Consider the following 2,632-nt stretch of genomic DNA (forward strand, 5'->3'; position numbering starts at 1 on the left):
AGTCATGAGAACTGCCGGAACAATGGCACTATATTTTACGTGAACTACTCACACTCTAGCAAGCGGGATATAGCTCTGTGATGTAGAGTTAGCAAACTCAGAACTGGTTTTGAGGTAGTATTAGTCATTACTCAACCTGAGATCCCCATCTTTTGAGATTGAAACTCGGAAAGTCGTGTTCAGAACTCGAAAGTTGCTGTTCAGAACTCGGAAGTTGGTGTTCGGAACTCGGAAGTTGGTGTTCAGAACTCGGAAGTTGGTGTTCAGAACTCGGAAGTTGGTGTTCAGAACTCGGAAGTTGGTGTTCAGAACTCGGAAATTGGTGTTCGGAACTCGGAAATTGGTGTTCGGAACTCGGAAGTTGGTGTTCAAAGCTTGGGTTTTACCTTTCCCCTCATCCCCCTCATCCCCCTCATCTCCCTCATCTCAATTCAATCCCAGTTCTTCTTTCAACGCCTCCGGCACATTAACTGCTGTCTCTAATCCCCGCACACCTTCCCACTGCTGCTTTTTACCCCAGGTGATTTTTTCCATATTGGCGTCGCTGAGGTCAGCACCACCGAGAATGGCGTAACTTAGGTTGCTGTGGCTGAGATCCGCACCATTGAGGATAGCACCACTGAGGTTACTGCCACTGAGGTTAGCACTGTTAAGATTGGCATAGCTGAAGTCTGTACCGAAAAGGATAGCGTCGGTGAGGTCGGCACCACTTAGGTCGGCTTCGCTAAGAATCACCCCACTGAGGTCGGCTTCGTTGAGGATTACCCGACTCAGGTCTACATCACTGAGGTCTGCCCCTAAGAACATTGCACCGTTGAGTCTGGCGTTGTTAAGCTTGGCACCGTTAAGTTTGGCATAGCTGAGGTCAGCAGCAATGAGGATGGCATCACTAAGGTTGGTACTGAAAAGAATTGTGTCACTAAGGTTAGTACCGTTGAGGATGGCGTGACTCAAATCAGCACCACTGAGGTCAGCACGACAGAGGTCGGCATGATTAAGGTTAGTGCTATGGAGGTTGGCTTCACTCAGATTTGCACCGAAAAGGATGGCGTTACTTAGGTCGGCATGGCTAAAGTTAGTGCTGCTGAGGTCGGCGCGGTTGAGGTTGGTACTGCTAAGGTCGGCGCGGTTGAGGTTGGTACTGCTAAGGTCGGCGCGGTTGAGGTTGGTGCTGCTAAGGTTGGCACAGCTAAGGTTTGCACCACTGAGGTTGGTGCTGCTAAGGTCAGCACCAGTGAGGTTTGCACCAGTGAGGTTTGCACCGCTAAGGTTGGCATCGCCGAGGTTTGCACCGCTTAGGTTTGCACCACTGAAGTTTACGCCAGTTAAGTTGGCATCGCCAAGATAAGCTTGGCCCAGGTCAGCACCCCTAAAGTCTGCCCCAGTGAGGTTGGCATCGCTAAGGTTTGCACCCTTAAAGTTGCCGCCTTTGAGGAATTGCCCAACTATACTGCTAAAATTGCCAATTTCCAGGGCATCGCTATAGTTGATGATCCGCAACAGTTGGGATGTGAAAAAATTGTCTGTGTCTGGTTGAGCAGATGGATAGAAAGTGATTTTTTGTTTGAGTTCATCTCGCTCTTGGGCGTAGCGGTGTAATTCTAACAGTAAAATTAGTACGTTTAGCCCTGTATATATGTCAACCTGTCTCAGCCCGATCGCAATATTTTGCGCCGCCAATTTTAACATTGTTTTCTGAGGTAGGTTATCATCTGGTGTCCCATCGATAAATTTTCCCTGACACCAGCAACGATAAAAATCTTCTAGCCGCCAAAAAAGCAGTTCTGGGCGAATTTTTTGACCAGTCACAACCAATTCCATTACTTGGTTAACTATTTCTGGTTTCAGCGCCCCATTGCCCAGTAAATTATAAATCTCTTCATGCATCTGGCGATCGCACACTCTAAAGGAGAACCCAGAAGCTAGTGTATCTGATGTCCCATCGCCGATCTTAGAAGTCAAACCGATCTTTGGTATTGTCCATTTTTCTAAGCTTTCTTCCAGTCTTTGAGACCATAAATCTTCCTGTAAATTATCTTGAGCAAATTTAACGCTTTTATAAGGTTCTTTAATACTTTTTCTTAGAGGTAAAACTGCTTCGGTTTTCACAGATGTGGTCTTTGGCATCTCTTCTAACCTTATATCCCTGGCATAATTTCTTAGCAGTTGCCAAACTTGAGATAAATATGTTGACATTTCTGTGTCCGTTGTTACATTTAAATTACTGTTTTGATAATTCTGAATTAAAAATTTCTTTATGCTAGTTTGCTTGCTATTGCCAAAAATTAATAGTATCAATAAATACTACACAAAAAATCTTATGGGTTAGCGATATCTCTGATGGGTTACACCAACGTGTTCCTGGAGGGCGGCTTCTCGCTAACCCGTAGCAACCTCAAGCTACTTCTCCTGATGAAATAAAGTCTCATCAGAAAAATTATTTCAAAAAATCAAGTAATTTTCCGCCTTTGGCTAATTTGTTATACTTTTTTCCCAAGATATTTACTATAGGACTCCTATTTGATTTTTGAAATAACTCGCCCTCAACTCGAAAAGGCTGATTCCCTACTCCCTACTCCCTACTCCCTACTCCCTGCCTACACAAAGAAGTTCAGAAATCAAATCGGATTGC

1 protein-coding gene is annotated in these 2,632 nt (G+C 44.9%); it reads right to left on the reverse strand.

Features of this window, described 5'->3' with window-relative positions:
- Positions 1-426 precede the first annotated feature (426 nt).
- Positions 427-2,127: a pentapeptide repeat-containing protein gene (locus tag LC574_RS34965; protein ID WP_229458208.1), complete on the reverse strand. Its 1,701-nt coding sequence runs from the start codon at positions 2,125-2,127 to the stop codon at positions 427-429.
- Between the last annotated feature and the right edge of the window lie 505 nt (positions 2,128-2,632).

The sequence above is a fragment of the Nostoc sp. CHAB 5715 genome (assembly GCF_020829685.1).
Lineage (GTDB): Bacteria > Cyanobacteriota > Cyanobacteriia > Cyanobacteriales > Nostocaceae > Nostoc.

Excerpts from the sequence above, each read along its gene's own strand:
- LC574_RS34965 (WP_229458208.1), bottom strand. The coding sequence starts at position 2,127 with ATGCCAAAGACCACATCTGTGAAAACCGAAGCAGTTTTACCTCTAAGA.